23 protein-coding genes and 1 pseudogene are annotated in these 25,103 nt (G+C 29.9%); all 24 read right to left on the minus strand.

Annotation, left to right across the window (positions count from 1 at the left end):
* Positions 1–32 precede the first annotated feature (32 nt).
* The 24 genes and pseudogenes from GWR14_RS04060 to GWR14_RS04175 all read right to left on the minus strand — a co-directional run bounded on the left by GWR14_RS04060 (position 33) and on the right by GWR14_RS04175 (position 24,984).
* Positions 33–980: a hypothetical protein gene (locus GWR14_RS04060; protein ID WP_163407767.1), complete on the minus strand. Its 948-nt coding sequence runs from the start codon at positions 978–980 to the stop codon at positions 33–35.
* Complete coding sequence (locus GWR14_RS04065) at positions 970–2,517, minus strand: glycosyltransferase family 2 protein (RefSeq protein ID WP_163407768.1); 1,548 nt, start codon at positions 2,515–2,517, stop codon at positions 970–972. The genes GWR14_RS04060 and GWR14_RS04065 overlap by 11 nt, the downstream gene beginning before the upstream one ends.
* Positions 2,518–2,520: 3 nt before the next feature.
* Positions 2,521–3,666, minus strand: coding sequence for a glycosyltransferase family 4 protein (locus tag GWR14_RS04070; RefSeq protein ID WP_163407769.1), 1,146 nt, complete (start codon positions 3,664–3,666; stop codon positions 2,521–2,523).
* A complete protein-coding gene (locus GWR14_RS04075) occupies positions 3,663–4,787 on the minus strand; it encodes an acyltransferase family protein (protein ID WP_163407770.1) in 1,125 nt (374 codons plus the stop codon). The genes GWR14_RS04070 and GWR14_RS04075 overlap by 4 nt, the downstream gene beginning before the upstream one ends.
* On the minus strand, positions 4,787–5,659 hold the full coding sequence (locus GWR14_RS04080; protein WP_163407771.1) for a hypothetical protein: 873 nt from the start codon (positions 5,657–5,659) through the stop codon (positions 4,787–4,789). The genes GWR14_RS04075 and GWR14_RS04080 overlap by 1 nt, the downstream gene beginning before the upstream one ends.
* Positions 5,656–6,537, minus strand: coding sequence for a hypothetical protein (locus tag GWR14_RS04085; RefSeq protein WP_163407772.1), 882 nt, complete (start codon positions 6,535–6,537; stop codon positions 5,656–5,658). The genes GWR14_RS04080 and GWR14_RS04085 overlap by 4 nt, the downstream gene beginning before the upstream one ends.
* The gene (locus tag GWR14_RS04090) at positions 6,537–7,970 is read right to left on the minus strand and encodes an MBOAT family O-acyltransferase (protein WP_163407773.1); all 1,434 of its coding nucleotides are present in this window, start codon (positions 7,968–7,970) and stop codon (positions 6,537–6,539) included. The genes GWR14_RS04085 and GWR14_RS04090 overlap by 1 nt, the downstream gene beginning before the upstream one ends.
* A gap of 31 nt (positions 7,971–8,001) precedes the next feature.
* Entirely contained in the window at positions 8,002–9,078 is a 1,077-nt protein-coding gene (locus tag GWR14_RS04095; protein ID WP_163407774.1) for a glycosyltransferase family 4 protein, read from the minus strand.
* Positions 9,071–10,153: an acyltransferase family protein gene (locus GWR14_RS04100; protein WP_163407775.1), complete on the minus strand. Its 1,083-nt coding sequence runs from the start codon at positions 10,151–10,153 to the stop codon at positions 9,071–9,073. Before GWR14_RS04100 ends, GWR14_RS04095 begins: the two co-directional genes overlap by 8 nt.
* Positions 10,146–11,537, minus strand: a complete 1,392-nt coding sequence (locus tag GWR14_RS04105) for a glycosyltransferase family protein (RefSeq protein WP_163407776.1) — start codon at positions 11,535–11,537, stop codon at positions 10,146–10,148. The genes GWR14_RS04100 and GWR14_RS04105 overlap by 8 nt, the downstream gene beginning before the upstream one ends.
* Positions 11,538–11,566: 29 nt before the next feature.
* Positions 11,567–12,685: an acyltransferase family protein gene (locus GWR14_RS04110; protein WP_163407777.1), complete on the minus strand. Its 1,119-nt coding sequence runs from the start codon at positions 12,683–12,685 to the stop codon at positions 11,567–11,569.
* A 2-nt stretch (positions 12,686–12,687) separates the two neighbouring features.
* Complete coding sequence (locus GWR14_RS04115) at positions 12,688–13,662, minus strand: glycosyltransferase family 10 domain-containing protein (RefSeq protein WP_163407778.1); 975 nt, start codon at positions 13,660–13,662, stop codon at positions 12,688–12,690.
* Between the two features lie 3 nt (positions 13,663–13,665).
* Positions 13,666–14,787: a UDP-N-acetylglucosamine 2-epimerase gene (neuC, locus tag GWR14_RS04120; RefSeq protein WP_163407779.1), complete on the minus strand. Its 1,122-nt coding sequence runs from the start codon at positions 14,785–14,787 to the stop codon at positions 13,666–13,668.
* Between the two features lie 3 nt (positions 14,788–14,790).
* Complete coding sequence (gene neuB / locus GWR14_RS04125) at positions 14,791–15,831, minus strand: N-acetylneuraminate synthase (protein ID WP_163407780.1); 1,041 nt, start codon at positions 15,829–15,831, stop codon at positions 14,791–14,793.
* Between the two features lie 8 nt (positions 15,832–15,839).
* On the minus strand, positions 15,840–16,511 hold the full coding sequence (locus GWR14_RS04130; protein WP_163407781.1) for an acylneuraminate cytidylyltransferase family protein: 672 nt from the start codon (positions 16,509–16,511) through the stop codon (positions 15,840–15,842).
* Between the two features lie 18 nt (positions 16,512–16,529).
* Positions 16,530–17,444, minus strand: coding sequence for a glycosyltransferase family 2 protein (locus GWR14_RS04135; RefSeq protein WP_163407782.1), 915 nt, complete (start codon positions 17,442–17,444; stop codon positions 16,530–16,532).
* Between the two features lie 6 nt (positions 17,445–17,450).
* A complete protein-coding gene (locus tag GWR14_RS04140) occupies positions 17,451–18,461 on the minus strand; it encodes a glycosyltransferase family A protein (RefSeq protein ID WP_163407783.1) in 1,011 nt (336 codons plus the stop codon).
* A gap of 4 nt (positions 18,462–18,465) precedes the next feature.
* On the minus strand, positions 18,466–19,251 hold the full coding sequence (locus tag GWR14_RS04145) for a glycosyltransferase (RefSeq protein ID WP_163407784.1): 786 nt from the start codon (positions 19,249–19,251) through the stop codon (positions 18,466–18,468).
* A gap of 22 nt (positions 19,252–19,273) precedes the next feature.
* Positions 19,274–20,176, minus strand: a complete 903-nt coding sequence (locus tag GWR14_RS04150) for a glycosyltransferase family 2 protein (protein ID WP_163407785.1) — start codon at positions 20,174–20,176, stop codon at positions 19,274–19,276.
* Positions 20,177–20,228: 52 nt separating this feature from the next.
* On the minus strand, positions 20,229–21,173 hold the full coding sequence (locus GWR14_RS04155) for a glycosyltransferase family 2 protein (protein ID WP_163407786.1): 945 nt from the start codon (positions 21,171–21,173) through the stop codon (positions 20,229–20,231).
* Positions 21,158–22,039 (minus strand): alpha-1,2-fucosyltransferase, encoded by an 882-nt coding sequence (locus GWR14_RS04160; RefSeq protein WP_163407787.1) that lies wholly within the window; start codon positions 22,037–22,039, stop codon positions 21,158–21,160. The genes GWR14_RS04155 and GWR14_RS04160 overlap by 16 nt, the downstream gene beginning before the upstream one ends.
* 64 nt (positions 22,040–22,103) lie before the next feature.
* Positions 22,104–22,320 (minus strand): annotated as a pseudogene (locus GWR14_RS24100) (CatB-related O-acetyltransferase); the annotation flags it as partial.
* A gap of 458 nt (positions 22,321–22,778) precedes the next feature.
* Positions 22,779–24,047, minus strand: coding sequence for an ABC transporter ATP-binding protein (locus GWR14_RS04170; protein ID WP_163407789.1), 1,269 nt, complete (start codon positions 24,045–24,047; stop codon positions 22,779–22,781).
* A gap of 70 nt (positions 24,048–24,117) precedes the next feature.
* Positions 24,118–24,984 (minus strand): ABC transporter permease, encoded by an 867-nt coding sequence (locus tag GWR14_RS04175; protein ID WP_163407790.1) that lies wholly within the window; start codon positions 24,982–24,984, stop codon positions 24,118–24,120.
* Between the last annotated feature and the right edge of the window lie 119 nt (positions 24,985–25,103).

Here is a 25,103-nt window from a genome sequence, read left to right on the forward strand (position 1 = left end):
TTTAACATGTAAGTTCAGATTAACAAGTTTATTTATGAAATGAATTTACTATTTCCGATGATTGAAGCGTACTTAGAGAAACTGCTGCTGTACATTTCATCAATTCTGACAAAACAAACAATATCACTTTTAACTATAAAATAAAAATCCAAAAATGTTTTTAAATGATATTCTTTATTATTGTTATTATTTTCCAAATGATGTGGTACTCCATCAAGAGTTATGTACTCAGTGTTTTCTTTTATATAATTTAAAAAAGTTTTACTATCAGATAAAACATATTTTATTAGTCCTGGGTATTTATTACTTATTTCTTTAATTTGACCTAATACTTTTTGGATCAAATTATTTTTTCTTGATTCATCTAACTTTATTTTGGTTGTATCTTTAAAATCTCCCATTAATGAAGTGAATCTGGTATGAAAAACAAGTCTCTCTATTTTAGGAAGCTCATCTATCTTTTTTAATAAATAGCTTGATGGTTTGAAAAGTTCCAGATAACTATTTTTCCAAATAGAATTTAACTCTTCCTCATTTTTGCCTTTGCATAACTTCGAGAGGTAATCAACATTCGAATAAATTAATATTTTTTTTGCTTTAGTTTTTTTTATCAATTCTAAAGGATCAGAATTAAAATCATTTATTAAATAAAATATTTTAGTAGAAAAAGGAGTATATTTAATTTCACTTTTTTTTATCCTCCAGTCTATTTGATTAGGAACTAAAAATGATTCTAACTCAAACGGATGATTAAACAAAATCTTAAAATCAGAATCAATTAGTTTAGAAGCTTCATAAAAAGAGATTATTCCTTTTAACCTATCAACCAGACCCCCATGTGGGACATTACCATCAAAACAGACTATAATTTGTCTTTTTTTATATTTGGAAAAAAATGAAATTCTCCTCATATAATAACCAAATAAAATTAAATGCTTTGATTTTCGAGATAGGATACTCTTGATTTTTTTAACTAACATTTCTAAAGCTTATTTTATTACTCCATTCTACACTACAATTCCATTTTTTTTGGAACATTTTATAGAAAGAATACCATTTTACAAATGGCTTATTTTTGACAGATTTTATAAAATAAATCATTTTGTATCTCCGTATTTGACTAGAAAGAAAATGTTTTCTTTTTAAATACATAATAGTTGGCGAGGGTTTAGGCTGAATAAGATCATCTTCCCATTGTTTTTTTATAGGAATTCTAAAGCCTCCCATTGGAGCTTTCAAATGAATAATTTTTAAATCTGGAAAAAAAAGAATATCGTTACCATTATTTCTTAATTGACAACCAAAGTCAGTGTCCTCACCATATCCAAATTCAAGTGCCATGTCAAAACGAATCTGGGCTAAAACACTTGATTTAACAAAACTATTCCCGGAACCAAAAATACCTGATTGATGTATTTTAGTAAAATGCTGTATTTCATCAGGTTTTAAATATACCGTTGTAAGTGCTTTTGAACCATATTTAATAGCTTTCTTGAACACATTTTCAATTAAATTTTCATCAAATCGATTATCATCATCATTTAAAAATACCCACTCACTACTTATTTCTGCTAAGGCTAAGTTTCTGGCATTACAAGCACCTGATTGATGCGTAAAAATATGCTTGATTGCAAAAGGCCATGATTCTGTAGTCAAATAATCCAACTCACTTTCACTTCCTTTTTGAGGGTTTTGTTCTACAATAATTACTTTTTTAGGCAAATGGGTTTGTTGAGCTAAGTCTTTTAAAACATCATACAAATAGCTTTTTCTTCCAATTGTCGGAATAATAACATCAATTGTTCCTTTATCAACCACCGTCATTGACGATTTTACTTCAATCTTCTCTAAATCGATTTTCAAATTTTTTCTTTTTTTACAGAAAAGAGAAAAAAGCATAGCTAAAACAGGAAACCTACGTTCATAAACCATCAAATTAAACAACAATAGAAATACCCACTGCGTTTTATAATGTTGCTTTACAAACTTAAAAACATCAACTACCGTGGCACTTTTGGGTTCAAAAAGGCCACTAGCTTTAAACAATTTAGGTTCAGAATAACATAAGAGTCCTGAAAGCATAAATGTTTTAGCCAAAGAATTTAAATAATAATCAAAATCCTTATCAAATGGAACAGAATTTTTGATGTGAATTAAAACAGAAGCATGAATCATTCCTCCAACACTGCTCATTTTCCAAGTTGGATAACATACTTTTTTATTTACATTTAAAAATACAGACTCATCGACATAACCAAGCACATCTCCAAAATAATCTGAATCACAAACGGTATAGGATAACATTAATCGATCATGATGAAAAAGTGCATTTAATTCGTCTAAATTCAGAGCATCTTTGCAGGCACTATGACACCAAACCAGTTTTTCACTTTTAAATTCATGAGCCAGAATTGACAAAACTTCTGCAATAGTAAGTTTCGTTTCAAAAGCAAGTAATTCTCCTGCTTCCGTTTCAACTTTTAAAACCTTACTACTATTATGATAAACAAAAATCAAATTTTATTTTTTTATTGATTTATAAAAAGCCAGACTTTGTTGTACGACTACTGAAAGACTGAATTTTTGAATTACTTTTTCTCTGGCAGAAATTCCAAATTGATTACGCAATTCAATATCAGAAAGTAATGCATTAATTTTAGAAGCGTATTTCAAATGATTCTTAGGATTTACCAAAAAACCATTGACACTGTTATCAATCACAGCTGTTGCCCAACCAATATTTGAAGCCACAACTGGTTTTTGCATCGCCATCGCTTCTATCCAGGAAACAGGTAAAGCCTCTGCAAAAGAAGGAAAAATACAAACTGCTGACTCTGCAATATATTTTTGAATTTCATTATACGACACAATTCCTAAATAACTCACATTAGGTAAAGCTTCTTCAGAAAACAACAATTGCATTATTTCCCACGTAGAAGCTGACCCCGAAATAATATCCTGAACATCTTTGCCTACTAAAATTAATTTTACGTTTGAATTGAGTTTTATCAGTTCATTAAAAATCAGCGGCAATTCTAACAAACCTTTTTTCCGAATTAAACTGCCAAAATACAAAACTGTATTCGGCACACTTTGTATTTCATGATCTAGTTTAAAAGAATTTATATCAATCGAATTAGGAATAACTATAAATTGCTTTTTTAAACCAAAAACTTCATTGGTTTTATCAGCTGTAAATTGGCTAACAGACAATAAACCATCAGCATTTTGCAACGCTCTTTTTTCATAAAATTTATTGATCCACTTCACAGGACGATTATCCAAATGACAAAAATAGGCATCCGATCCGTGTAGTTTTATCACAACCGGACATTTTTTCGGTTGAATAAATGACGTAATTCCTGTCCAATCGGGTGCCTCAACGAGATCAATTTCTTTATTCTGATATAAATTGTTTATTATTTTTTCAATCTTTTTACAGGTCAAATACCAAGACAGCCCTTTTACTTTCACGTTCTGAATTTGTTGAATACAAATTCCGTCATCATTAAAAATAGCATCCTCTTTTTGACCATAAACCAACACACGAACCTGACAGTCTTCCTGTAAAAGCCCTTTAGCCAAATTTTTTATGCTGGTACCAATTCCACCTGAATTACCTGTTCTTGTATGTGGGTACTCAGGAGTTAGAAATGCTATTTTCATATTAAATTATTTCCTTTCTGATTGAACTTAAATTCTCTTTTTCTAATTATTTTTTTTCCTAAGTTCTGAAAAGGAATCTCTATTGTATAATATGTTATTGTTGATATTATACTTGAAACAATTAATGTCAGTAATAATCGAAATAAAAAATTAATTAAATATAAATTACTAAAATCAATTAAATCAAACTTTGCTAACCAAGAAATAACAATAAAATGAATGATATACATACTAAAACTAATTCTTCCAACATATTGAATAACAGCATTAGAAAGAAATTTTAATTTTTCTTTACTTAATAGAACCCCAAAAATTAAAAACAGAATTCCAAAAAGAATATGATTTAGATATAAGAAATCTATTTTTATTCCTACCTGAATGAATAGTAAAATAAAAAACAGAATCAAAACTTTAGTATTTATTTGTTTTAAACTAGTCTTATCTTCAATAAAAAAATACATCATAATACCCAATGCAAAAATTGGCAATTGGCAAGGGAAATAATAAAAAAGAAATTCTCTCCACAAATAGGTCTCCGGAATAACTTCAAAACTATGAAAAAACACCTGCAATATTAATTTAATTAATAACGTGAAATTCAAAAAAATAAAAGCCTCATTTATATTTCTTATTTTTCTAAACAAAAAAGGAGATGTGACATAAAAAAACATCTCAACAGATATAGACCACCCACCTGGTATAAAACTATTTATCCAATAAGGACTAATCCCATGTAGAAAAAAGACATTTGATAATAAATTACTCTTTGAAATGTACAACTGACTACCAAACCAATAGGGGAGATCATAAGTTATTCTAAAAAAATAATATATAATTCCTAAATAATAAATAGGTGCAATCCTAAAAAACCTTCTAATAAAAAAATTCTGTACTGGTCTCTTTTCTAAATTTTCTCTTCCTTTATAAGATCTAAATAATGTAAAAGCACTTGCTATGAAAAAAAGCTGTACCCCTCTTGCTCCTAAGCTAAAGAAGGCAGAAAACAAATAAGAGCCTTTTACAGCTCCCAATTGAGCTGAATGGCAAGATATTACCATTAAAATTGCTATACCTCTAATTGTATCAATATAGTGCAGTTTTTGTAATTTGACTACATTCATTATTTAGAGAAAAAATCAGTAATAATTCGTTGCGTAAAAATTCTCGCCCCCTCATCGTTCATGTGTCCACAAGAAGAAAAATACTTATCTTCTACAACCACATTTTCATAATTGTAAATTTCCGGATAGATTTTTTTTACTTTATCAAAATAATCCATGCCCTTTACATTTTCGCACATTGGAGTCATCACTGCAATTAAATTGATATTTCTTTTTTTACAAATTTCTTTTATTTCTTCATAATATTTATTCCTAATTGGTTCGGTTTTTAGATTTTCACCACTAATCTCAGAATTATTAGGTAATCCATGATATCCCCCGTTATCTAATTCATTACCTCTTTTATTCAAAAAATTCATAACAACTTCTCGAAAACCAATTTTAGTATCATATTTCATATATTTATAAAAAGGCACATTATATAAAAGATTAAAATCTGACAAACACTCTAAATGCCTTTTTACAGAATCTGATCTATGCAAGTATGGTAAAAATTTCAAGTAGATCGCCTCTGATTTTTTGTCTGTCCTTAATGTTACATCTACATCTATGATTACATTTTTAATTGTATTTTTTTTCTCAAGCAATAGTTTTAAAACTAAATCTGATTCAAATAGTTTTGCTCCTTGCATACCAAAATTAAAAGCAACCATTTTTTTATCTGTAAACATTTTAGTAACAAGATGATTATCTGCACGTGAAGAACCTAAAATTACAACATCGTATGCTTTTGGTTTCTCATTATAGGCATAGCCGACTTTACTTCTATAATTTGATTCTTTAAAAGATACTGTATAAATATAATCTAAACCATAAGCTAACATCACTATAAGAAACATTAGTGACAGAAGATATTTTATGAAGTTCTTCATTTATTAAAGAAGTCTTTTAATATTCTTGCTGTAAAAATTCGCGCTCCCTCATCATTCATGTGCCCACAAGACGAAAAATATTTATTTTCAAGAACAACATTTTCATAATTGTGAATTTCCGGATAAACTTTCTTAACCTTATCAAAATAATTCATTCCAACAACGCTTTCACACATAGGTGTCATGACGGCTATAAAATTGATTTGATTGGCTTTACAGATATTTTTAATCTCTTCATAATATTTGTTGTGGGGTAAAGGATTAAGATTGACAATATTGTTTTTCATATTACCCTTTTTATGTTTCAACAATGGATAATATCCCTGATTATCTAATAAATTTGTTTTTTCTCCTTTTACCGTTTTATAAACTTCTCTAAAACCAATTTTACTATCGTATTTAATAAATCTGTAAAACGGAATATAATACAACTCATTAAAATCAGACTCTTTAGAAAAATGATTTTTAATAACTTCTGAATTATGTATGTAAGGCAGAAATTTTGCTGAAATTCCTTCTGCCTGATGGTCGTTCGATAAATTCAAATCGGCTTCCAGAATTATATTTTTGATTGCATATTTCCTTTCGATCATTAATTTCAATAATAAATCAGCTTCAAATAAATGGCCTCCGCTCATACCGTAATTAAAAGTCTTTAGACCTTTCTCCTCAAACATTGATGCCACAAAATGATTATTAGCTCTTGAAGATCCCAGAATAACAACATCGTATTTTTGAGCATCTGAATTAAAAACAGTTTCTATTTTTCCTCTGTTTTTAGATTGTCGAAAAACAGAAGTATAAAGTCCGTCTAAAGCAATTGCCAGCAAGACTGTAACGAAGAAAATTTGGGTTATATAAATTAAAAAACGTTTCATTAAAACTGAAAATAAATAAATTCTTTATAATCCGAAAAAGTTCCAAAAGCCATAATGGCAGCAATTGCCAAAGCCAGTTTTAGCATGCTTCTTTTTCCTGACAATGGTTCTGTCTTGGTTCGGTTAAACCATTCAACCAAAACAAATATTCCAATCAGTAAAACTAATTCATAACTGTAGCGTTCGTTATCTAAAAACTGAAAGCTGAAATCTTTATTGGTAATGATACGTTTTAAATACGAAAAAGCATCGGTAATAGTTCTTGCTCTAAAAAATACCCAGGCAACGCAGGTCAATAAAAAAGTATAAAGAATGCTTAAAAGTACTTTTACCGAATCGAAGTTCCATTTTAAAACAATGAAGTCCATATTATTTCGGTTACTGTTGGATAATAATAATGGTAAAAAATAAACTGCATTAAGGAATCCCCAAAAAACATATGTCCAATTGGAGCCATGCCAAAAACCACTCACTAAGAAAATGATGAAGGTATTTCTAATTTTCATCCAAAGCCCGCCTTTGCTTCCCCCAAGAGGAATATATAAATAATCACGAAACCAGGACGACAGTGAAATATGCCAACGACGCCAAAATTCGGCTATGTCTCTGGAGAAATATGGATAATTGAAATTACGTAACAATTCTAATCCGAATAGTTTTGACATTCCCAATGCCATATCCGAGTAACCCGAAAAATCACCGTAAATCTGAAAAGCAAAGTAAACGGCTCCCAAAACCAGTGATAACGAGTTCATGCCTTGATAATGATCAAAAATAGCATTGGCATAAGTCGCACAACCATCGGCAATAACCACTTTTTTTACCAAACCCCAAATAAATTGGTAAATTCCGGCTTTTGCCTGTTGGTAATCAAAACTTCGTTTTTCTTTTAATTCTGGCAATAAGTGAGTTGCCCTTTCAATTGGTCCGGCTACCAAAAGCGGAAAATAACTCACAAAGAGTGAATAATCTACAAAATTGTATTCTGCTTTAATTCGTTTGTAATAAATATCAATTACGTATGATAAACCATGAAAAGTATAAAACGAAATTCCGACAGGCAACACTATGTCTAACAAAAACGGACTGACTTTAAAACCAAATCCTGTAAGCAATTCAGCAAAAGATGAAGCAAAGAAATTGTAATATTTAAAAACTCCTAAAAAGCCTAAATTGACCGAAACACTTAGCCAAAACCAAAATTTTCTGGATTTATTAGATTCGGATTTTTCGATTTGAATTCCGGTATAATAATCTAAAAAGGTTGAAAAAACGAGCAGAAACAAAAAACGCCAATCCCAACAAGAGTAAAAGTAATAACTTGCTACAATGAGCAAAGCGTTTTGAGCCGTTTTGGTTTTGTTAAATACAAACCAATACAATATAAAAACAATGGGTAAAAAAAGAGCAAACGCCCAGGAATTGAAAAACATGTATCCTTTTTTGAAATTTTAACTTTAATAATCAATGCTTTGTAAGCAGTTTAAAATGATTTTTTACCATTTTTTGCAAAGAAAAGGAATTGGCAATTAATTCTCTCGTATTGATTGATATCTTTTTATGTCCGAGATGAATATCTTCGAGAATTTTAGCCAAATTGGTGATATTTTTGGCTTTAAAAATGTATCCGTTTTGACCATCACTGACAACTTCTTCGTTTCCTCCAACATTTGTTGTAATTACCGGAACATTGGCCGCCAAACTCTCTAAAATCGAAAGACTGAAACATTCCATGTGCGTTGGCTGTAATAAATAATCGTATTGACAGAAGATTTCATTAAGGTTTGGTTTACTTCCCATAAAAGCAAAACAACTTTCCAGTTTAAAACACTGAATCATTTCCAGAAGCTCCTTTTTATAAGGTCCCTCTCCATAAATATCAATTTTTATTTCGTTTTTTATTTCTGAATCAAGCAAATTAACAGCCGTAATCAAATCCTGAATTCCTTTGGACTCTCTAAGATGTGATGCTACCAGAAAAGTTGGTTTTGCAATATTTCTTTTTTGTCGAACCAAAATTGTATCAATGATAACACCGTTATAAATCGTTTGTACTTTCGGTTTTAAATGTGAGCCGAAATCTTTTAAAATCTCTTTTACAGTATAATTGGAAACCCCTACAAAAACATCGATATATTTTGAGAACAGAAGTCCTTTCAGTTTTTTTTGTATTTTCTTTTTGAAAGGATAACCATTTAAAGGTCTCGGATTATGGTCGATTACAATTATTTTAGCAGTAACTCTTTTTTTTGTTTCAGCAAAAAAAGGTGTGCATAACTCTACAAAATGGGTTATAATATGGGTGTAATCTGAATTGTTATTTTTTATAAAATGAAGAAAATAATTCTCAACCGAAATATTTTCTTCAGAATATATAGTCAAATCGGCATAACCTCCTTGCTTTGATTCATTAGGAAAAAACCAATCTACAGCGATATTATTTTCTTTGCATTTTTTGTCAAAATCCCAGAAAAAATAATCCATTCCACCTACTCGTTCAGGTAATAATTGGTAATTGCAAAGTACTGCGATTCTACTCATACTTTTTCTTAAACAGTATTTTATTAAGGAACTTAATGATTTTTGATTCTACCTTTTGAGTATAAAGAATACTGAAACCAATCATAAAAACTATAATTAACAGCGGAGCAATAAAACTATAAGGATAAAAATAATGCACTATTCTCCTTATCCATGCCACACCTATATTTTCGTGAATTAGATATAAAAAATAGGAACAAAAACCAATTTTGACTACTATTCTATTTTCAAAAAAAGATAACGTTTCAGGATAATAAACAAATAAGAAAAAAAGTCCAAACATTACTGAAAATGAAACCAATTCATTCGTAACAAAATATAGATTTACTAAAATAAAAGTCCCCGCTAAAAATAGCAGATACCAGAAATTTGATTTGTTTTTGTATAACATAAAAAACAATGCTCCGGATAGAAAAAAAGACAGATACTGTATAAGATTGAATAAATTAATAAGTTTCTCTATCAATTTAATGTGGTTCAGCCCTAAAAAAAGCAAACCATAAAACAACAACAACAAAATAAAACAGGTTACAATAAAGTTTCGCTCAAAACGGTATTTATCAGCAAAATAAATCGTGCTTGCTAAAAAATAAAACTGAATTTCCGGCCATAAACTCCAATAAGAATAATTGATATAACTGAAATGGTTTTTGGTTCCAAAAATTAAATCGAAGACATTTGGAGGCAAAAAAGTTATACTGGTAACTAAATTTCTAAAATGATTGCTTCCGTCAAAAGTATTTGTCGAATCAAACAATTTTAAAAAGACAAAAGTAATGACAGAGGCTATCAACATAGAAGGGAACAATCTGATGAATCTTTTTTTCCAAAAAGCAATTCTATCGTTTGTTCCTTCTAATGTATAACAAATAACAAATCCGCTAATCATAAAGAAAAAAGGAACCCCTCTAAAACCATAGTGGAAAAAATCAGCTCCATAATACGGTTTTTCAGCATCATTCCAACGATAAAAATAATGATAAAATACAACCGCTATAATAGCAATTGCTCTAAATCCGTCCAGGATTTTTATTCTTCCATTGATATGGGCAGATGTTATAAAATTATTATCCAAAATGATATAATGTTTGCGCTATTCTTTTGCTTGTCCCTTTTAGTTCACCTCCTATTTGCATTTGAATCAGTTGGTTTCTGTTTTCTGCATCAACTTCAGGAGATTCGAGATATAAATTTATTGAACTAATTAATTCCTCTGAATTCTTCACAATTCGGGTTGCATGTGACGCTACTACGTTTTTAATATGCGGATATTCTAAAAAACGTTGATCATCATACAATCCATTATCTGAATTACCAAATACTGGATTAACAACCGGTTTTTCAAATTGCATAAAATCTAAACTCATCGTAGAAAGCATGTTAATATTCTGATCCGAGAATTCTAATATACTTCTCAAATCAACGACATCTTCTTTTGATGGAATTCTTTGCGACCATTCTTCCTGATGTCCATTTCTAGCCAAATTCCATTTGGGATAATTCCATTTTATAAAAGGAAACTTTTCAACAAAACTTTCAAATCGAATAGGATCTTCAGCTGGGGAAGTTCTTACTAAAAAGTTGACTGCTGGAATTCTATTTTCCTGAATGGCTTGTGCAATCGTAGTAATATATAATTCATCGTTTTTACTGGTCGAAATATCTCCACAACTAAAACAAATTGTTTTTTTGGTTGGATCTAAATTAAATCGGCTGATAAACTCGCTTTTCGTAATTTTATACCGATCTAAAACATAAGGTTCAAATTGAGGTGTTCCTACAACGGCAACATTTTCGGGTTTTACTTTTTTATAGAAATGCAATAATTCTTTTTTCATTAAATCACTCCAAACCAAATAATAATTAAAGTTTGCAGCCATTCTTCCTTTTGAAGCCAGATTATCCCAACTAAAAATGAATGAAGCTGTTTTAACTTTAAATTGCTCCGCCTGATAAACTAACGGAGCAATAAAAGGTGGTCTTTGATGCGTGAAAAACAGTACATCGAAATTTTCTTTTTCAAAAAGGGTTTTATATCCTTTTACATTAGGATTGTTTTTAAAAGACAGTTGTTGTAATGCATTATAAAACTGAATAAAACTTTCATTATGAAATAGAGAAGTCCATTTAAAAATCAATCGGGTTGCATAACCTCTTGGTGTTTTGGTCTTTGATTTATTTGTATTTAAATTATCTGTAATCCCAAAATTATTTTTTTTGTGCAATTGTAAATGAGCCACTTCTTTGGTCTTTCTAAAAAACCATGTTTGAAATTTTTCTTCAAAAATGGATAGTTCAATCACTCTTGTTTTTTGCAAAAACCCTTCATAAACAGATGCTGGCAAACAAGACAGGATTACCACCTCATCGAATTGTTTTTCCGCTTCTGACAAGAAATCACTTAAGACAAAATTTCGAAACCCTACACCATCAGTAATTACGACTCCTAGTTTTTTCATTATTTTATTTGACAAATATTTCCGATTTATTATTTTGTTATTTTTTCTCCTAAGGCAATTCCTTTAATTTCTATAAATCTGTATGTCACTTTTGAAATCCAATAAGTTATTATAATTATTAAAAAATAAAAACATCCAAAAACTATATTACTTTGCAAAATGTTGTCTAAAGGAAAATAAAAATCTAAATACTTTTTATATAATCCTTTTAAAACATAACTTAAAACAGAGATTATTAAAAAATGATTTAAATACATACTGAAACTCACCACTCCAATTTTCTGTACAAAATCATTAATGATAAATTTATTATTAATCGTATAAGTTCCTATTGCAAATAATACAAATATAATTCCGTATATATATTCCTTTTTCATAAAATAAAATGGGTATTTCAGACTAAAATCAAAAAAAGAACAGCCAAAATACAGGAAAATTGAAACTATCAATATTATTCGGCCCGCGCTAAACGATAAAATAATACTTTTATTAATGTAGTACAAAATTATTCCTAAAATGAAGATTGGTAATTGATTTGGGAGCCAAAAATACAAAGACCATTTATTGATACTTTCAAAAACCGAATTCAATAAAAACATAGTAAAATCTAAAAAATAATGATTTATCGCAATTGAAAACAATGCAGTAATTAAAAACAGCCCAATTGCTTTTCCTAAAGAATTTATGTATTTAAAGAGTGTTGGAATCAATAAATAAAAAAGCATTTCTATTCCTATTGACCAGCCACCCGGTGGAATGTCATTAATTCCCGGCAGATAAATTCCATTTGTAAAAGTATAATTAGCGATTAAATTTTTAAAATTAATTGTATTGTGCTTAATTACAATTTTATAAAAAATATAAATTAACCCAGCTATATAATAATACGGTGCAATTCTAAAAAATCTACGAATAAAGAAATTACGATTTGTAAGTTCTCCTTCTTCCAATCTCCTTTTAGAATAAGAATTATACAACGTAAAACTGCTTAAAATAAAAAAAAGCTGAACTCCTAAATCTCCATTACCGTAAAATTTACTACCCAAATCGGATATCTTGAATGATTGTGAGCTATGAATGAGAATAACCAATAATATGGCATAACCTCTAAGGGCATTTACCCAATTGTATTTATCAGCAACTATCATCTTTAGAAAATCTTCCCTATTCGCTTTATTATTTTAAAAGCTTCTTTCTCGATTTTAACCCTTAATGGAAAATTATCAAAATAATCATCTCCTCCTTTAAAATGAATTATCTCTTTTTCTGTTATTAAATTATTCTTTTTTTGTGCTTCTAATGCTATAATTTTATTTGATAAAAATGGAAATAACTGATATTCATTCAGTATTAATTCCCTTGCTTTTACAATAGCATCCAAATTTTCTTCCCACTTCTTAGAATTTACTATTTCTTTTAAAAACAAACCAATATGTTTATCATTAGGATCAATCTGGATGAAAGATTCTTTTGGAAAAAATTCATCTATTTTATTACACCCAAAATACAAAGGCATTGTATAACTTAAAAAGCAGTCTGCTATTTTTTCTGTCCAATAATAATCACTCTGAAAGTTTTCGTAAGCAATTGCATATTTAGCCTTGCTCAAAACGTCCCATTTATCATCTATTGGATTTATTCCTCTGCCATAAAGGTTCACAAAAGAAAGATTTTTAATGTTATCCAAAAAGTCCATTCTTTTCGTATGCCCTTTCGAAGATCTTTGATTACTTGTAATCCAGACTATATTGTTCTCTTTTGCTAAATTTTCTGCTTTTAACTCCTTTAAAAAATCAAAACTTTTATTAACATGCCAGGGTAATGCTCCATGAGATAAGATGTTATTTTTCTTAATATCTAACTGATTAATTATTAGTTTTACATTTTTATTTGCATATTGTCTGTATTTAGAAACCTCATTCGGTGGTTCTAAACAAAGATTTATAATGTTTTCTCTGTTGACTTTAATAGAAAAATCTTTCTTTGGATAATCTAAAACAACTAAATAATCACATTCATCAATAGCATCTTCTGTAAAAAGTAAATCGCCCCATTTCATAGAATTATCAGGGGTCTGTCTTTTTAAATCAGGATAATTGAAGTAACGTTCAATTTTTATTATCATTTTTTAAAAATCTCTAAACTGTTTTTGATGATTTAACTCCCAAATATCTGTTTTCTGAAGACTTTTCAAAAATAATTCTGCACTGTTTCCTTTTCCAAAATCATTATCTGAAACCTGAACTTTGTGAAAATCAATAATTGAAAGTGCTTCGGTAATCTTTTCTTTAGAATAATCTATATTAATAATATCGGCATGAACAGCCCTGTTTTGCTGACGGGTTCCTATATTAATAATCGGAATACCATAATAAGGAGCTTCTCTAATACCTGCGCTACTATTGCCAATGATAAACTGACAGTTTTTTAACAAAGTCAAAAAATACTCGAAACGAAGTGAAGGAAAAATTCTAAATCTGGAACTCTCTTTCAGCTTTTGGTAGGCCTCAATAATATACTGACTCCCTAAATCATTGTTTGGAAAAATCACCACATAATTATGATTGTCTTTTAGCAAGCAGTCTACAAAAGTAGCAGCATAGTCTTTCATTAATTCATATTCGGTTGTGACCGGATGAAACATTACTATGGCATACTTTTCAAAATCGATTTCATAATATTGTTTTACAATTTCTAAATCCGGCAATTGATCAGAAAACATAATATCGATATCTGGTGAACCTATAGTAAAAATAGATTCTTTAATTTCGCCCATTTGCTGTAATCTCTTCGCAGCTTGTTTATTAGAAACAAAATGAATATGACTTAATTTACTAACACTATGGCGAATCAATTCATCTACCGTTCCCGAGATTTCTCCTCCTTCTATGTGCGCTACTAAAATATTATTTAAAGACCCTACGATAGCTCCCGCCAAAGTTTCTACCCGATCGCCGTGTACGACAATCATATCAGGATTAACCTCTTTACAATAATTTGAAAGCCCTTCAATGGTTTTTGCTAAAGTCAAATCCATTGTGGTTTCGTGAGTATGATTTTCGAAAGTAAAGACATTCTTAAAGTTACAACGCTCAATTTCGATTAAAGTATATCCATATTTTTCCTGTAAATGCATCCCGGTTACAAACACAAAAACTTCAAAATCCTGACGATCATCAAGAACTTGAATTAAGGATTTTATTTTACCGAAATCGGCACGGGTTCCCGTCAAGAAAAGAATCTTCTTCATTTATTAATCAAAGTCTGAAAAATCTAATTGCGCATCATTTTCAATATCCCTGACAGCTTTTTTTCCAAGTAAATCATTAAAATGTTCAGCCAAAATTTTACCTGTCCCTGGACGTTTTACCCAAATATTTTCTTTGGTTAAAACCTCTCCTTTTTTAATTGAAGCAATCGTGCAAACTGTTGCAAAAGCAAAATCTATAGTAACCTGTTCTTCATCTGCTGGTTTTTTTGTTCCTCCACGCATTTGAGCTATTTCCGAACTGGCAATAATTAATTCCTGACACGCCTTTTCATCCATGCTGCAAACAATATCAGGACCGGTACGTTGCATGTAATCTGTAAAATGCCTTTCTAAAATGCTTGCTCCTAAAGCTACCGCTCCCAAACAGGCATTATTGTTCAAGGTATGGTCACTCAGTCCAAAAACCTTATTCGGAAAAGCAGCATGCATCTCCATCATCGCACCAAACCGTACCAAATGTATTGGCGTTGGATATAAATTGGTTGTGTGTAAAATTGCTACCGGAATATTGTGTTTATCAAAAACAGCAACTGCCTTTTCGATACTTTCAATGGTATTCATCCCAGTACTTAGAATAACTGGTTTTCCAAAAGAAGCAATATGTTCTAATAAAGGATAATTATTGCATTCTCCTGAACCAATTTTATAAGCCGGAATATCAAACTTTTTTAATCGTTCAGCTGCAGCTCTGGAAAACGGTGTCGAAATAAAGATCATTCCTTTGCTTTCCACATAATTTTTAAGTTCTAATTCATCAGCCTCATTCAGGGAGCAGCGTTCCATGATTTCATAAATAGAAACATCAGCATTACCCGGAATTACTTTTTTTGCTGCTCCACTCATTTCGTCCTCGACAATATGAGTCTGATGCTTAACGACTTCAACACCTGCCCTATGAGCAGCATCTACCATCTCTTTGGCTACCTGCAAAGAACCTTCGTGATTAATTCCTATTTCGGCAATAACCAGAGGCGGATAATCCTGCCCTATTTTTCTTCCTGAAATTTCTATATATGGATTCATACAATGAGTTATGAGTTATGAGTTATGAGTTTTTTGTAAAGATATTCGGCATACTCAAAATCATCCTGAGTATCAATATCGACATTGGCAAAAATATGATTTACTTTGAATGGAAAAGCATTTTCTGTAATAATAATGTCTTCTAAAATTAATTTAGCTTTGGTTATATAAAGTAATCCATTTTCAAAATATAAAGGCTCTAAATCCTGACTTCTTTGACCAATTTCGTAATTAAAAGGAATAAATTTATTATCTGCTATTTTTCCGAATTTCTGATGATTTCGACTTACAGTAAACAAACTGTCGCAATTGTTTTTTGTGAATTTTTGAAAAGCTTCTTTTAGTAAATTTCCAGGACGCAATGGATTGGTCGGTTGTAACAAAATTACATTTTCAACTTCCTCTATATTTTCTAAAACGTGCCTTAATGCCGAAACCGTTGGTTCTAAATCACCCGACAATGTAACTGGTCTGTCAATCACTTTAACACCATATTGCAGAGCGACTTCCTTAATTTGGAAATCATCGGTCGAAACATAAATTTCGTCAATGATATCTTTATTTGCCTGTGCGTACAAAATACTATGCACAATCAACGGAATTTCTCCTAATGATTTTATATTTTTTTGAGGCAATCTTTTAGAACCTCCACGAGCAGGAATAATGGCAATGGTTTTCATCTACAATTATTTTTTTCTTTATTGTAATTCATCTTCAGGTTGCCAATAGATTTTTGTGCCCTCTAATTTTTGATATACATTGTATTCCTTTATTGATAATCTATTTGTATTTTGGATAATTTTCGGAATTGAAAATACAACATCCAACATCGCTAATAAAATTGCTTTTAATGCTTTTAAATCACCTCTGAAAACTTTCAGCTTAAACTGCATCCAAACAGAATAAGTAAACCTTCTCGGAATATCTTTTAAAGGATAAAACAAAAAATACAAATACCAACCCGAACGCAAAGATCTTCGTAACCGAATACCATAATCTTTATTTTTTGTACGTGATTTTATATCGACCCTATGATTGACTAAAACTTCCGGTAAATAATGAATTTCCCATTCTTTTTTAAATAATTGAAAAGATGCAAAATCTTCTTCACCGTAAAAAATAAACCAAGCCGGATAATCTGGAATATCCCGCCATGCTTGCATACGCCACACATGTCCGCATCCGACAAAACTCTTCATTCGATGAGAAACTTCAAAAGTCTTAGTTTTTTCAGGTTCATTTGTGTTCCAATAAATCCGAAACCCAAGTAACCCAATTTTAGGGTTTCGTCGAAAAGCCTGTTCTATACTCTCCAACGGATTTTGCGTAATAAAATGTAAATCGTCATCAATGGTTATCGCAAATTCTGTGCTTACCAAATCCAAAAGTCGGTTGCGGCTGTAAATTAATCCTTTGCTTTTTTCATTTCGGATTAAATGAATTTGAGAATAATTTTCTCTAATAAAATTTGAAGTCCCGTCTGTAGAACCATCGTCACAGATGATGCATTCTACAGCTCCTTTTTTGATTAAATCCTTAATTTTATGCAATGTAAACCTCAAATCCTGAATCCGGTTTTTGGTTGTAATAAGAATGGAAAACTTTTTCGACATAAAGAATTAATACTTTTCAATCATAGATTTTGGCAGTTTTTTGTAGTTCAAAAACCATCTCATGAACCATTTTTCAGACAGTAATTTTGTAAAAAGCCGGTTTTTAAAGAAATAACCAAATGAATTAATAACTTTCTTTTTCTCAAAACCAAAATCGGGCTGTATAAATTGTTTTGTATTGGTTTGCTGAACTTGCATCCAATCTTCTAACACATTACCCATATGATAGGCATAATTATCATGCGTCGTAAGACGCCAGTAATCTTTTTTTAGTGATTCTTCATCCAAATAACTTTCGCTTCCGGCACCCATTTTATGGCCTATATACGAAACTAAATTTTCAAAAACATCTTTTTTATACGTAGCCACAAAATGTCCGGAACCCGCCAAAACTTTTAACCCATTCGAGGTTTCAATCCCTAACGCATATTCTAAATAATCAGGGTTATAATCCCTATCCCAGCCAATGCTATCATAAAATTGAATTAATGCTTCTTTGTTTTTAACCGGTAAAAATTTAAAATTTGAATTAAAAAAATTATCCCAAATCAAGTTACTGCAATTTGACTTGTACATTCCAAATTGTGGTACAATACCCACCACGCCAGCTTTTGGAATGTTTTTAAAAACTTTTAGGGTTTCGTTTTGCCAGTCCTTCAAAAAAAGCACATCAGAATCAGAAATAGTCACCAGTTCAATTTTATTACCAGCCAGACCTTTCAAAATAGCATTCAGTTTTCCGATATTTTGGGTATGAATGAGCTCTTGTATTTTCTTCTCTTTTAAAAGAACATCCAAGTAATCTTCAACTATTTTATCACTCCCATTATTGACCACTGTAATAAAAGTTTGATGATGTACCGAAGCAAATAAAGACTCCAAACATAATTTGAAAATCGCTAAACTATCCTTAAAATAGCCCTCCTGACTGGGAATATATACCGGAATAATGATTTGATGCACATATTGTGAGTCTTCATTCTTTTGGTCTTTATTGGGGTTGAAGCCTACTCTCATGTAATTAAAACTGTTTTGGCTTATTCAGTAAAAATTTAACCATAAAAATCAAACGCTTGAAAGCATAAAAAATATCTGTAATATAATTTACATGAATTTTAAAGATGGAATGTAGAAATCCTTTAATCGATTTAACAAGCGTAAATTGAGTGTTATGCAATTGATAACTTCCAATTGTTTCATTTTTGAATCTGAAAAAATTTTGAGCCTTATTACGCTGAATATGATAACAAAAAATAGCGGGTACAAACTCAATTAAATACCCATTTTTGATAACTCTTTTACTCCATTCTTTATCTTCAAAAGTAGTGATATCGCTTTTAAAAGGATGCTTTTGCCAAACTCTTTTATTAAATACTGATCCTGCAAAAATAAGACCAGCCCTATTATAATCTTGTACACTTGAAAGATTATTAATGTAGCCCGAATAGTCATTAATATTATGCAAACATCTCAGTCCAGCCAATTCTTCTTCTCTCCCTTTAAACTTTTCTTTAATCAGTTTAAAAAAGTCATGACTCACCGGAAATGAATGTGCGCTAAATATCACAACAATATCATTTTTAGCACTTTCTGCCGCTAAATTAGCACTTCCTCCATAGCTGAATTTTTCAATAGTAATAAATTTTGCTTTATATTTTTCGGTAATAAGTTTACTATTATCTGTTGACAAATTATCTAAAACAATAATTTCATCAATATCATCATGATATCGTTCACTTAAGTTATTAAGTAAAAATTCTAAAGATTTATCCTGATTTTTATTTCTTATAACTACTGATATTGTCATGCCCTAATGTGAATTATTACAATTAATTTAACTTAAACATTTTTTTTAAAACGTCTAACAAACTTACTTTTTTAAGTATTCCTTTTATTTTAAACCCAACTTTATAACTATTCGAATCTTTAATTTGTCTGAATTTGTTTTGCCATTCAATAAATAGCATGCTTTTTCTTTCAATGTTTAACAATAATAATTTTTCATATTCATCAGAAGTCACTAAAGCTTTGATATATTTTAAAGCTTTGATATAATTCGTGTTTAAGAAACTTGCATCACTTGTCATACTTACAGGCTGAACTCTGTAAAAAGCTAGTTTTTCATTAATAAAATAACATTTTGGATTGTTTTTAAAAATTGAAATCCACATAATCCAATCTTCTTTAGCATTTAAAACTGTTGGAAAACGAAAATTCTCAAAACATAAAGCCGGAAAAAGACCGCAATGAATTGGAATTGCAAAACTATTATCCCAATTAAATAATATATTATGATAACTTATAGATTCTAACTTTAGCTCCCAAAATGTTGGAATTGTTTTATCTATAGAACCTTGAAATTTTGTAAAATTAGAGATTACAATGCATTCTGTATCTTTTTGAATAATTGAAAAAGCACTCTCAAATTTTTCTTTATGAATAAAATCATCTGAATCTAAAAACTGAATATAATCTCCGTTAACATTTTCTAAACCTGTATTTCTTGCACTGCTTAATCCACCATTATCTTTATTAATATATTTAAATCGTGCATCTTTATTTATCCATTCTTGAGCTACTATTTCGGTATTGTCTGAAGAGCCATCATTTACAATAATACATTCCCAATTAATATAAGTTTGTTCTAATATAGACTGGAGACATTCATCTAAATATTGAGCTTGATTGTAACAGGGTACTATTATTGAAACTTTTAGCTGGGATTTGTCCATTTTGTAAAAACATATTGTTCTGCTTCTAATTGATATTTATAATAGTCAGAAGTTAGTAATTTAGTAAATATATTAGAAATCGTTTAGTAATTTTTGTAGGCAAGAAAAAATTTAAACCTAAATAAAAATAGGTTATGTAAGATTTTGATATATACTTAGTATTCTTTTTAATTAAAATAGACAATTCTTTCTTCGTAAATAGATTTTTTTTATATATAAGTTTAAATTGTAATTTTAATCCATCCTTAATAAGTTTTTTATAATCTGGGAAAAATTGCAATAAATCATAAAAAGCATTTGGAATTTTATTTAATGCCATTTTGTCTGCAGAAGTAGCGGAATTATTATGGATTCTGTATTTTGCTAAAATATAATTCAAAGAACAAAAAGTACAGTTAGACATAAGCAATTTCAACCAAAGATGATAGTCTTCTACATTTTGTATTTCTAATTCTTCTGAAAAACAACCAACCTTTATTACTTTCTCTTTTTTTACTAAAACGGTTAATATGGGAATTCTATTCATTTCCAGAAAAAATTTAACCCAATTGTTATCATAAAAAATGTCAGCCTGAATATTCATTTTTTTTGAAACATCAAATATTTCATCATTATTAAAAATATAAGCGTTGGAAAAAACCAAATCCACATTCTTTTTTTGAATCTCAATTATTTGAATATTTAATTTATCAGGTAACCATAAATCATCTGCATCAAGAAAGGCTAAATATTCACCTTTTGATTTTGAAATACCTAAATTCCTGGCTTTCCCTTGTTTACCATTTTCCTGATAATAGTATTGTATGCGATTATCTTTTTCAATCCATGATTTAACTTTTAGTGCGGTAGCATCAGTTGAACCATCATCAACGATGATTAATTCCCAATCTGTATAAGTTTGGCTAAAGACTGAATTAATTGAATCATTGATATAATTTTCGGCATTATATGCTGGCATTATAACAGAAACCATTGGTGATTTTATAAAGTTATCCACTCTTCTGGTATTATAGAATTTATATCAATCTCTTTTATCTGAAACCAATTCTTAGGAGCCACAACTTTTTTTTTCGGATTGTTATTTAACCATGCAGACCACCAACTAAAGGAACTGTTGGCAATTATGTTATGACTGCAAATACTCATCAAAAACATGTCCATCCAACTATCTGATCCTTTATTATGATCAACAAAAATTTTATTAAACTCAAAATCTTCAAAATTCTCTTTTACCCATTCAGAATCATCTGAAAAAAAAACAAAAGTTGGATTTTCTAATTGGGAAGTAATAAGAGAAATTGCCTCTGTATAATACTCAAAACTACAAGAGCCATGAAATTGATTTGTAATTGCATCTGTAATATAATCACCTCTTCGAATATGAACTGCAACTGTGTTTTGATTCTTTAATAAAGGAACTAAATCTATATTTTTAGGTGAAAGCTTATTTATTGGAAAAATAAACAAATCCTTTATATCATTTTCAAAACCTTTGAAATACTTAAAACTTTGAAAATAGCCGATTGCAAAAACCGGTGATTTTAATGAATTTGCTTTTACAGAAAATTCAAATGTAGGCTCATTAAATTTCTTCGGGTAATTTAATTTTAATTTTCTTTTTACTTTATTTATAAAAGACAGATTATCAAACAATAAAACATCAGACTTTTTTGCAAAAACATATTCATTATCAAAAATTGAAAGTTCAAAATTTCTTGGGGTATAGCCTTCTCTTTTATCAGTTAATTTATAAATACTGTCTTCAATAACAATCTGATTTTTATTCTTTTTTGCTAGAATATTTGCAAATGCATATTGAAACATCTGGTTTCCTAACCCCCCTTGTATTTTAATAAGTATCATTTAAATTTATCTTTTAAAGCATCTATGTCATGCATTAACTTATAGTTTTGTTGCAACCATTCAGAATCTTTATCCCACCATTTAAATTCTTCTAAAAATGCTATATCTTCATCAGAAAAACGATATTTAATTATTTTTGCAGGTGTACCTCCCACAACTGCATAAGGAGGAACATCTTTTGTTACAACTGAATTTGCTGCGATAATTGCTCCATTTCCTATATTGACATCGTCTAAAATAATTGAATTAACTCCAATCCATACATCATTACCAATATTAACGGTTCCCATTTCATCATAAAATTGAACATCTGTAAAACTAAATCCACATTGCTTATGTATAGAATAAAAAACAGGATGAGTTGAAACAAAATTATTAACGGGATGTTTTCCTAAACCGACTCCAACTCCCTGAGCAATAGAGCAAAACTTACCAATATTGCAATTTTGTAACGTTACTCTAAAAGCACTATAGGTGTAATCGCCGTATGTTACATTATATAAATAACTATCATCATTTATCTTATTAAACCTTCCAAATTTGGTTTTAACAATTTGGCAATTTTTTCCTATTGATACATCCAAGCTAATATTTTTATGCACATTACTTGTAGTAGGAAATAATCTCTTTTTAATTTTTTTTAAAATTTTCTTCATCGAAGCCTTTATAGTCATATTACTCAAAAATATCTGGAAAAAAACTACTCTATCTTTGAAAAAATCTTTACTAACTTAAAGATTTAATTACTCAAATTCTTCCATTCACAATCTAACAAAACACATCCAAAATCTAAACCAGGATACTGAGCAAAATCTGAACCTGTTTCAATAATCTCAAAAGATAAACAATCTGCCAAATAATCAATAAAAGCTATGTTCGGAATATGATAAATAAACGTAATCTTGAGTGAATTAGGAGCTAAAATCTTTTGAGGAATCAAAACTTTAAATTCGCACTCCCCCTCTTTGTCTACAAAATTTGAAATTTTCACATCTGATGAAAAAATAACTCTTTCTTTGATATCAACAACTCTAAATCCAACATTACCTCTCAATGCTTCCTCTCCAATCTTAATTTTAATAATGATTGCTATTTCTTCTTCAAAACCAAATTCAGTTCTAACCTCATTTTCCTTATCTACTAACGAAAGACTAATAAATGCTGATTTTTTATGTGTAGGCTCTGAAACATATCTTCCTCTATATCCTTCATACTCATTCGATTTTAGATAATAGTCAATTCCTTCATTTGTATTACCTTCAAAAACGATCCTTCCATTCTCCATCATAATTGTTTTAGTACACAAACTCTTCACAGCCGCCATATTATGACTCACAAACAACACGGTTCTTCCTTCACCCTTAGAAATATCCTGCATTTTACCAATGGCTTTTTTCTGGAACTCTGCATCTCCTACTGCCAAAACCTCATCAACTACCAAAATTTCAGGTTCCAGAAAAGCGGCAACTGCAAATGCTAATCGAACGGTCATTCCGCTACTATAGCGTTTTACGGGAGTATCAATATAACGTTCACATCCTGAGAATTCAATAATTTCATCAAGTTTGGAGGTAATCTCTTTTTTGGTCATCCCCAGAATAGCTCCGTTTAAGTAAATATTTTCCCTTCCTGTCATCTCTCCGTTAAATCCAGTTCCTACTTCTAAAAGCGAAGCAATACGCCCACGTGATTTAATGCTTCCTGTAGTAGGAGCTGTAACTTTAGAAAGTATTTTTAACAAAGTTGATTTCCCTGCTCCGTTTTTACCAATAATACCTAAAACTTCGCCACGCTCTACTTCAAAATTAATATTCTGTAATGCCCAGACGTAATCTGAAGTTCCTTTTGTAGAGCGGTCGTTAACTTCTCCAACTTTTAGATAAGGATCTTCTTTTCCTCTAATTTGATGCCACCAACGATTTAGATCATGGCTCAAAGTTCCTGTTCCTACTTGTCCTAAGCGATATTGTTTAGAAATATTTTCGGCTTTTAATATAATGTCTTTCAATTTAGAGTTCGATTAGAAATAAAATAATATTTGAATATATTGAAATTGATATTTAAAATTGCAATTGATATTATACTGTATCAATAAAGCTTTTTTCGGTTCTATTAAAAATCAAAAGCCCTATAAAAAATATAGCTATGGTCACTATTAATGTATAACTAAGCCCTAAAATTGAAATTTCCCCAACATTTAAAAGCATATAACGGGAAGTTTCAATAATGTAGGCCAGAGGATTATATTCTACTAACCAGCCAAATGCGGGAATTTTATTCTTAATCAGTTCCATTGGATACATCACAGCCGATAAATACATTAATAGTTGTATTCCAAAAGTTACCAAATAACTAAAATCCCGGTATTTAGTAACCATTGATGAAATTAACATTCCTAATCCCAATCCTAAAACACCCATGACAGCAATTAAAACAGGAAAAAACAATACTAACGGACTCAGTGCTAAACTAGCTCCTTTGAAACAATATAGAATATAAAATGTAATAAAAATTATAAATTGAATTCCGAACTTCAACAAGTTTGAAATAACAACTGATAGTGGTGTTATAATTCGAGGAAAATATACTTTTCCAAAAATACTAGCGTTTGCTTTAAAAGTATCTGAAGTCCCTGTAAGACAAGCCGTAAAATAATTCCAAACCGTAATCCCTGCTAAATTAAATAAAAAAGGAGGTACAGTACCTGTATTAATTCCGGCAACGTTATTAAAAATGATGGTAAACGTCACCGAGGTAAATAAAGGCTGTATTAAATACCACAACGGCCCTAAAACTGTCTGCTTATAAACCGTAATTACATCCCGCTTAACAAATAGAAACAATAAATCCCTGTATTGCCAGATTTCTTTAAAATTTAATGAGAAAAATTTATTTTTTGGCGTTATTTCAAACAACCAGTCCTTATTGTCATTAACATTGTTCATTTTAAAACTATTTTCCTGTAATGCTTTTTTCACCTTAACCTCTACAATTAACAGGATTTTACCTGTGCAGAAAAAGATTGAAAAAGCAAAAAGGCGTTTTTTACAAAACACCTTTTATT

Origin of the sequence: Flavobacterium ajazii (assembly GCF_010614725.1) — a bacterium.
Taxonomy (GTDB): domain Bacteria; phylum Bacteroidota; class Bacteroidia; order Flavobacteriales; family Flavobacteriaceae; genus Flavobacterium; species Flavobacterium ajazii.

Bases quoted from the DNA above. Each gene is read 5' to 3' on its own strand.
- GWR14_RS04130 (WP_163407781.1), bottom strand. From the start codon at position 16,511: ATGAAAACCATTGCCATTATTCCTGCTCGTGGAGGTTCTAAAAGATTG.
- neuB (WP_163407780.1), bottom strand. From the start codon at position 15,831: ATGAATCCATATATAGAAATTTCAGGAAGAAAAATAGGGCAGGATTAT.
- GWR14_RS04090 (WP_163407773.1), bottom strand. From the start codon at position 7,970: ATGTTTTTCAATTCCTGGGCGTTTGCTCTTTTTTTACCCATTGTTTTT.
- GWR14_RS04110 (WP_163407777.1), bottom strand. From the start codon at position 12,685: ATGATAGTTGCTGATAAATACAATTGGGTAAATGCCCTTAGAGGTTAT.
- GWR14_RS04175 (WP_163407790.1), bottom strand. From the start codon at position 24,984: ATGAACAATGTTAATGACAATAAGGACTGGTTGTTTGAAATAACGCCA.
- GWR14_RS04075 (WP_163407770.1), bottom strand. From the start codon at position 4,787: ATGAATGTAGTCAAATTACAAAAACTGCACTATATTGATACAATTAGA.
- GWR14_RS04095 (WP_163407774.1), bottom strand. From the start codon at position 9,078: ATGAGTAGAATCGCAGTACTTTGCAATTACCAATTATTACCTGAACGA.
- GWR14_RS04160 (WP_163407787.1), bottom strand. From the start codon at position 22,039: ATGATACTTATTAAAATACAAGGGGGGTTAGGAAACCAGATGTTTCAA.
- GWR14_RS04085 (WP_163407772.1), bottom strand. From the start codon at position 6,537: ATGAAACGTTTTTTAATTTATATAACCCAAATTTTCTTCGTTACAGTC.
- neuC (WP_163407779.1), bottom strand. From the start codon at position 14,787: ATGAAGAAGATTCTTTTCTTGACGGGAACCCGTGCCGATTTCGGTAAA.
- GWR14_RS04135 (WP_163407782.1), bottom strand. From the start codon at position 17,444: ATGTCGAAAAAGTTTTCCATTCTTATTACAACCAAAAACCGGATTCAG.
- GWR14_RS04105 (WP_163407776.1), bottom strand. From the start codon at position 11,537: ATGAAAAAACTAGGAGTCGTAATTACTGATGGTGTAGGGTTTCGAAAT.
- GWR14_RS04115 (WP_163407778.1), bottom strand. From the start codon at position 13,662: ATGATAATAAAAATTGAACGTTACTTCAATTATCCTGATTTAAAAAGA.
- GWR14_RS04145 (WP_163407784.1), bottom strand. From the start codon at position 19,251: ATGACAATATCAGTAGTTATAAGAAATAAAAATCAGGATAAATCTTTA.
- GWR14_RS04080 (WP_163407771.1), bottom strand. From the start codon at position 5,659: ATGAAGAACTTCATAAAATATCTTCTGTCACTAATGTTTCTTATAGTG.
- GWR14_RS04070 (WP_163407769.1), bottom strand. From the start codon at position 3,666: ATGAAAATAGCATTTCTAACTCCTGAGTACCCACATACAAGAACAGGT.
- GWR14_RS04060 (WP_163407767.1), bottom strand. From the start codon at position 980: ATGTTAGTTAAAAAAATCAAGAGTATCCTATCTCGAAAATCAAAGCAT.
- GWR14_RS04150 (WP_163407785.1), bottom strand. From the start codon at position 20,176: ATGGACAAATCCCAGCTAAAAGTTTCAATAATAGTACCCTGTTACAAT.
- GWR14_RS04140 (WP_163407783.1), bottom strand. From the start codon at position 18,461: ATGAGAGTAGGCTTCAACCCCAATAAAGACCAAAAGAATGAAGACTCA.